This window comes from Bartonella sp. AC10YNML (assembly GCF_042196825.1).
In the GTDB taxonomy this organism is placed as follows: domain Bacteria; phylum Pseudomonadota; class Alphaproteobacteria; order Rhizobiales; family Rhizobiaceae; genus Bartonella.
Genome location: NZ_JBHIRA010000001.1, coordinates 299,405 through 305,981, shown reverse-complemented (window position 1 = coordinate 305,981; position 6,577 = coordinate 299,405). Strand labels below are relative to the sequence as shown.

The window sequence follows — 6,577 nt, the reverse complement described above, 5'->3', positions numbered from 1 at the left end:
ATCATTCTTATAATTTTGATTGCAAACCTTTTATCGGCTTGTGCATTAGCACCAAAGCTAAAACAGCCCAATGATAGGAATCGCGTGCCTATTAATAAAACAATCCCTGCCGAAATCAAGCGAGGAGACAGATGAAAACAAAACAAGCAAAACCAGTGAAAGCCGAACAACTTAGAAGTTATTATGAAGAAAGCCGTGGCTTAGAACGTGATCTTATCAATGAATTTATAAGGTCGCGCAGAACGGCATGGCGTGTTGCGAGTACTGTGGGTCTTTTTGGCTTATTCGGTATGATATGTGGAGTTGTTGGATTTTCTCAACCAGCTCCAACTCCCTTAGTATTGCGCGTTGATAATACGACGGGTGCAGTTGATGTTATCTCAATCATGCGTGAACACGAAGAAAGCTATGGTGAAGTTGTAGATAGATATTGGCTAAATCAATATGTGCTTAACCGCGAAACTTACGACTACGATACCATTCAACTGAACTATGACACAACAGCACTTTTAAGTGCGGCATCTGTTCAACAAGAATATTATAAAATCTATGATGGAGAAAATGCACGGGACAAAGTGCTTTCCAACAAAGCACGTATCACAGTTAAAGTACGATCAATCCAGCCTAATGGACTCGGTCAAGCAACTGTACGTTTTACGACTCAGCAACTTGACAGCAACGGTGCTGCTACTGGACCAAAACAGCACCAAATTGCAACAATTGGTTACACCTATGTTGGTGCACCCATGAAATCATCTGATCGATTGCTTAACCCCCTTGGTTTTCAAGTAACAAGTTACCGTTCTGACCCAGAAATACTGCTGAATGATTAAGGAATTGATTGTTATGAAAAAACTTGCGTTCGTTGTTCTATTGTCTTCGTTTTCTTCTCTTTATACGGTACCTGTGCAGGCGCTCAAAAGTCCATCAAATTCACAATATGATCACCGCATTCGCTATATAACGTATAACGAAGCGGATGTGGTTCAAATTGAAACAGTTCTTGGTGTGGCAACACATATTATTCTTGAAGAAGGTGAACAGTACATAACTCATGCCTTTGGTGATTCTGAAGCCTATGCCTTTGCTCATAAAGGGCGGCATATTTTTATTAAACCAAAAGCAGAACTTGCCAATACCAATCTCATCGTTGTAACCGACAAACGGAGTTATAAATTCCGACTACAATTTCGGAATGACCGTGCGGGATCAACATATGAATTGGCTTTCCATTATCCCGATTCAAACGATGAAAAGTCAGAAGAAAACAATCGACGCCTTGCGATTGAACGTGGTTTTCACCAAAGCGTCAACGGCTATAATCTCAGTTATACCATGAGTGGTCACCAAGATATTGCTCCGATAAATGCTTGGGACAATGGGCGTATTACTTACTTTAAATTTCCCGCTAACATGGATATGCCATCGATTTATGTCGTAGATGCTGAAGGTAATGAAAGCTTAATACCACGCACCGTTATCGGCAGTTCTAATGATATTATCGCCGTTCATAAGGTCAATCCTAAATGGCTTATACGGCTTGGTAAACGCGCTCTAGCTGTTTTTAATGAAGCCTATGACCCCAATGGCGTACCAAACACAACAGGGACAGTATCTTCGGTGGTTTATCGTATCAATAAAGGAGGAAAATGATGTTTGACAATAAGGAAGGAGAGGGAAAAGGTACAAAACTGGACAACGTCGAACAAAAACATATTGAAGGTACCTATGGAGGGTCCGAACTAGGTTCTGAACGTCGTCCAACAATTCCAGGTACCCGTGCATTGTTAATGGTAGGACTTATTGTCATAGTAGCGATACCGATTGCCTTGACTTGGAAAGCTTTTAAAATGCGTAATACCGTGGAGGTTGAGGAAGAAAAACCACAACAAATAGTACAGCAAATTATACCAAACTATGTCCCTCGGATTATAGAAGAGCCAAAGATTGTAGAAGAAGCAGAAAAATCAACACAAACAGAAGATTCAAACTTGGATATTCCACCGGCATTGAGTAAACTTCTTCAAACAGCCATTCCTCCACATATGCTCCAAGATTCTGAAGAATTAGCACGCAAACGTATGCTCAGTTCTAGCCTTAACAACGGTGGTAGCGAAGGATCTACAGATACAAATAATAAAGCATCGAATAATGATAGAGGTAATGGCGTATTATTTGATAACCTTCAGCCCGTGCGTTTAGGTCAATCACATGCGATGCAACTTCGTAACCGTGACTTTTTGATTACACAAGGAACGCAAATAGATTGTACGTTAGAAACAAAAATCATTACATCACAACCCGGAATGACAACGTGTCATTTAACACGCGATATTTATTCCACAAGTGGACGTGTTGTTTTGCTTGACCGTGGTTCTAAAGTCGTTGGTTTTTACCAAAGTGGCATACAACAAGGACAAACGCGCGTATTTGTGCAATGGTTACGCATTGAAACGCCTTCTGGTGTTGTTGTCAATCTTGACTCACCAGGCACAGGTCCTCTGGGTGAAGCAGGTATTGGTGGCTGGGTTGACAGACATTTTTGGGAAAGATTTGGTAGTGCAATTATGGTAAGCATTATCGGTGATTTAGGAGAATGGGTAAGAGGAAAAGTTGGTAAAAGCAGCAAAGAAAATAAAGATAACTCACAAAATAAAGGAGCTCAGAATGCTGAATCTATAGCAATCGATGTTCTTCAAAATTCCATCAATATCACACCAACACTTTACAAAAACCAAGGCGAACGAGTAAATATTTTTGTTGCTCGTGATCTGGATTTCAGCGATGTCTACAGTCTCGTCACACGTTAACTCGATACAAAAAGATCAAGCAGTTTTTCAGCTTCTGCAACCGCTTGATTGTTTTTTAGAAGATCCCACGATCACTGAATTATCTATTTGCCGCCCCTGTGAAGTATGGACGAAAAGCTTTAAGGGTTGGCAAGTACATAGCGTACCAGAGTTAACAACCACTTTTTTGCAAACGCTTATTACAGCTATTATCGTTTATAACGGTATGGCTCCCAGAAGTATTAATTATGTGCTCTTGCCTGGTGGACAACGTGGTACAATTATACAAACACCAGCTGTTGTTGATGGTGCTCTTTCCTTTGTAATTCGTAAACATTCTCTCATAGTTAAGACGTTAGAAGAACTCAAAGAAGAAGGGGCATTTGACGATTTTTCTGATGTAAGTTTTAATAAGCCTTCAGCAAAAGAAGCCAATAATTTGTTATCGAAGCAGGACTTCACACGGTTGGAACCATTTGAAGTTCAACTCTTACAAAGTAAACGTGAGGGAAAAATTCTTGAATTTTTGGAAGAATGCGTCCTTCACAAACGCAACATTATTATTGCAGGCAAAACAGGATCTGGTAAAACAACATTTGCTCGCTCTTTAATTGAAAAGGTTCCTGTAGAGGAGCGTATTATCACAATTGAAGATGTTCATGAGCTTTTTCTACCCAATCATCCCAATCATGTACATATGATTTATGGTAACAATGTAGGCCGTGTTTCAGCTGAAGAATGCCTAGATGCATGTATGCGTCAGTCGCCTGACAGAATTTTTCTCGCTGAATTGCGAGGCAATGAAGCATGGGAATATCTCAATTCGCTCAACACTGGTCATCCCGGGTCGATTACAACAACGCATGCCAACAGCGCTTTGCAGACATTTGAGAGATGTGCCACCTTGATTAAAAGATCAGAAATTGGCCGGCAACTCGAGTTAGAAATGATAAAAATCGTTCTCTATACAACAGTTGACGTAGTGTTGTTCTTTAAAGATAGAAAACTCACTGAAGTCTTTTACGACCCGATTTTTGCTAAATCAAAAATCGCTTAAGGGGAGCTTCCTCTTTCGGTAATATGAAGCAAACAAAAATAGCCGTAACTAATTGTTACGGCTATTTTTTTAACTTTTCCTATTCTCTTTACTTCTCCAATGGATTTTCTACACTCTTCATGAAGAAAAAAAGAAAAAAGTTAATAGACAACAACTCTACGAGAAAACCAAATTATACATAAGGCTTTCTTTATTCTCTTGCCTTTGATCATTCTTTCCATTTACCTTTTGAAAAAGTATCTTTGATGCAAAAAAGAAAAAATAGCTGCAAAATAAATATTTAAACAAAAGAAAAGAATAAATTTTGATTCGCCTATCAATGAAAGCTTCGTAAAATAGGTACTTTCGATCATCACAAATAATTATCGTCATCAAGACCAAAACTTATCGTTTAAAAATTCTAAGCGCTATTTTCAAGTGATTAATAAATATGTTTTTTAACCAAACAATCTCCAAATATGGAAAACCTCATACGAAATAAATTATCATTTCGATTTAGCATCCATAAACCACATTCTATTTGGTAATAAAAAATATAGTGGCATATCGACGTCTTCTTCGGACGAAGAAAGATTCTTAACCTCCAGTTGTTCGTAAACAACCAAATTTCTCTTAAACAAGCTTTGCTAACCATATTACGTGGCTTATGTCCCTCTCCTAAAGACGATATCCATAGATTCCATAAGGTAAGCTCTACTCTGAATATTCCGGCTCTCTTCTCTGCACCTCAAAAAGCGAAAATTCCTAAAAGAACAGATCTAAAATCCCTCTTCTTAAGATGCATCACATTGACTTATAAAGAGTGTTCATTATTTTGCGTTTTGGATAAAAGATCTTAGTACCGTAGGATTCTCTCATTTCAAAGCTGTTTATTAACCAAAACCATGTCTCTTGCACATTATAAGTAAATAAAACCGTATAGAATGAAACTGTACAAAAAAGCACTAAAAATGCCTTTTATAAACCATCCAAAATGCCCAAAATTGTAACAACATTGGGAGTTGGCAAAGTGTCTAATGACGCCCAACTTGCTCTTTTATGAAGTATAAAAATGGAGATGCTCTATAAATTTTATATTATTCATCGGGGCTTTACCATTATACCATCCACGAGCTCTGTAATGAAATAAGCTTAGGCACCTTAAAGAAAGGTTTCTTAAAAACAAGCGTGTAAATTGACAAGCAAAGTGTATTTGGTTCGGGGCGTTCTGTTTTACATAAGGGTTTCGATCTTATTAAAGAACGAGAGAAACAAAAGCGTGAAGCAATGCGTAATCTCTATTATTTAAAAGACATTACTCTAGATGCTTTTAGAAGTCGTAAAGCAGAATTAAAAAATGATGCTAAAAATGGAAACTGGTTTTCACCTTTACAGCTTCATATTCTCCTCAAATTAGGAGGCTGTATAGCGACTTTCAAAGATTACGCCAACAGAGATACATAATACTCTTAACTCCCATCTGATAAGTAAAAGCTGCAACAGCAAAAGCTCTTTTAGAAAAACAACGCCATAAAGTCATTAATAAACCGGCAATGAATTGGAAAAATGTTCCAGATTTTTATCAAACACTCTGCAAAGCAACAATAATGATACAACTGGCTTTGCATCTGCTTATTCTTACAGGTGTTCGTATTTTTACAGGTGTTCGTACCCATATCTTGCATCAATTCGTGAAAATCAGATTGAAGAGGATATATGAACAATTCTTGGCTCGAGAATACGAACGGTCTGCGTGATACTACAGGAAATTTTGCATGCCCTTAAAAATTTTAAAACAAGCACGCTTGTTTTTTCGCAATGATTTCTGTTTTCTGTAACCGGTCGTAGTCCTTATCAATGTGAATTTCCTATCACAATATATAAGAGAGGTTAGGTTAAAAACCTGTCCACATATATTTCGCTCTAGTTTACGTAATTGGCTAACAGACTCCACCTACCACACCTCAAAGGACGAAGCTTCTTAACACTCACTGATCTGCAAACAATCCGCCCCCTCACCTAGCAGATTTCACCTTCTAACCACTCTAATTACCAAATCCTAAATACGATAGTGTTTTTACGGTAGAACAGAATAAATACCAAAACAATGGCTGATTATATCGTTAATACTTAGGCACCTCTCTTTCATGTTAAGAAATATCTTTTATGCTAAAAAATAAAATAAGAAACACTTTTACTGCTTAAATAATCTTCTTCAGCATATATACAAGAAAAAATGAAACCCTCTAACATAATAAATAAGACCTAAACCTAGAAATCTCTATTTTTTATAGATAAAAACATATAAAATCAAAACCTACGAAACGCATAAAAATATAACATGTTTTCTTGATGATTGAATTCATTCAACTCAAATGAACCTATAAACAGCCCTTATTCCACATTCGCAACACGTGTTCTTAGAATTCTCACTAGTGTTTTCTAAATTTTCGGGAAAAACTATAAATTTGATATTTTTCAAACGTCTTATTTGCTCTTTAGTGAATTTAAATCTATGACGTTACAATAGTTTTAAATTACTACCCCCCTTAACTATATGATCTATCTCTACAATAGAGAGGGATTTTACGTTCTCCATTTTTTGAGAACTATAAATTTTGTTGTTTAATGCGATTAACAATCCAATCTTTAAAATAAAAATATGACCTTTATATATAATGATATTATCAAAAATTCCTAATCCCTGAATATTAGCAATGTTTTCGATATTATAATAAATGTGTCGTAAAAT

General features: G+C 36.8%; 6 protein-coding genes. All 6 read left to right on the top strand.

The annotated features are described in order from the left end of the window. The coding region (locus ACFINA_RS01180) for a TrwH protein (protein ID WP_375614940.1) at window positions 1-135 on the top strand (135 nt) is incomplete at its 5' end. Next, window positions 132-833, top strand: a complete 702-nt coding sequence (locus ACFINA_RS01175) for a virB8 family protein (RefSeq protein WP_375606007.1) — start codon at window positions 132-134, stop codon at window positions 831-833. The genes ACFINA_RS01180 and ACFINA_RS01175, both read left to right, overlap by 4 nt. A gap of 13 nt (window positions 834-846) precedes the next feature. Next, window positions 847-1,653, top strand: a complete 807-nt coding sequence (gene virB9, locus ACFINA_RS01170) for a P-type conjugative transfer protein VirB9 (protein WP_375606008.1) — start codon at window positions 847-849, stop codon at window positions 1,651-1,653. Then, complete coding sequence (gene virB10, locus ACFINA_RS01165; RefSeq protein ID WP_375606219.1) at window positions 1,653-2,810, top strand: type IV secretion system protein VirB10; 1,158 nt, start codon at window positions 1,653-1,655, stop codon at window positions 2,808-2,810. The genes virB9 and virB10 overlap by 1 nt, the downstream gene beginning before the upstream one ends. Beyond that, window positions 2,785-3,846 (top strand): P-type DNA transfer ATPase VirB11, encoded by a 1,062-nt coding sequence (virB11, locus tag ACFINA_RS01160; RefSeq protein WP_375609938.1) that lies wholly within the window; start codon window positions 2,785-2,787, stop codon window positions 3,844-3,846. Before virB10 ends, virB11 begins: the two co-directional genes overlap by 26 nt. Window positions 3,847-5,112: 1,266 nt before the next feature. Beyond that, complete coding sequence (locus ACFINA_RS01155) at window positions 5,113-5,289, top strand: hypothetical protein (protein WP_375609939.1); 177 nt, start codon at window positions 5,113-5,115, stop codon at window positions 5,287-5,289. The last annotated feature ends 1,288 nt before the right edge of the window (window positions 5,290-6,577 follow it).

Bases quoted from the DNA above. Each gene is read 5' to 3' on its own strand.
- ACFINA_RS01175 (WP_375606007.1), top strand. From the start codon at position 132: ATGAAAACAAAACAAGCAAAACCAGTGAAAGCCGAACAACTTAGAAGT.
- virB10 (WP_375606219.1), top strand. From the start codon at position 1,653: ATGTTTGACAATAAGGAAGGAGAGGGAAAAGGTACAAAACTGGACAAC.
- virB11 (WP_375609938.1), top strand. From the start codon at position 2,785: ATGTCTACAGTCTCGTCACACGTTAACTCGATACAAAAAGATCAAGCA.
- virB9 (WP_375606008.1), top strand. From the start codon at position 847: ATGAAAAAACTTGCGTTCGTTGTTCTATTGTCTTCGTTTTCTTCTCTT.
- ACFINA_RS01155 (WP_375609939.1), top strand. From the start codon at position 5,113: ATGCGTAATCTCTATTATTTAAAAGACATTACTCTAGATGCTTTTAGA.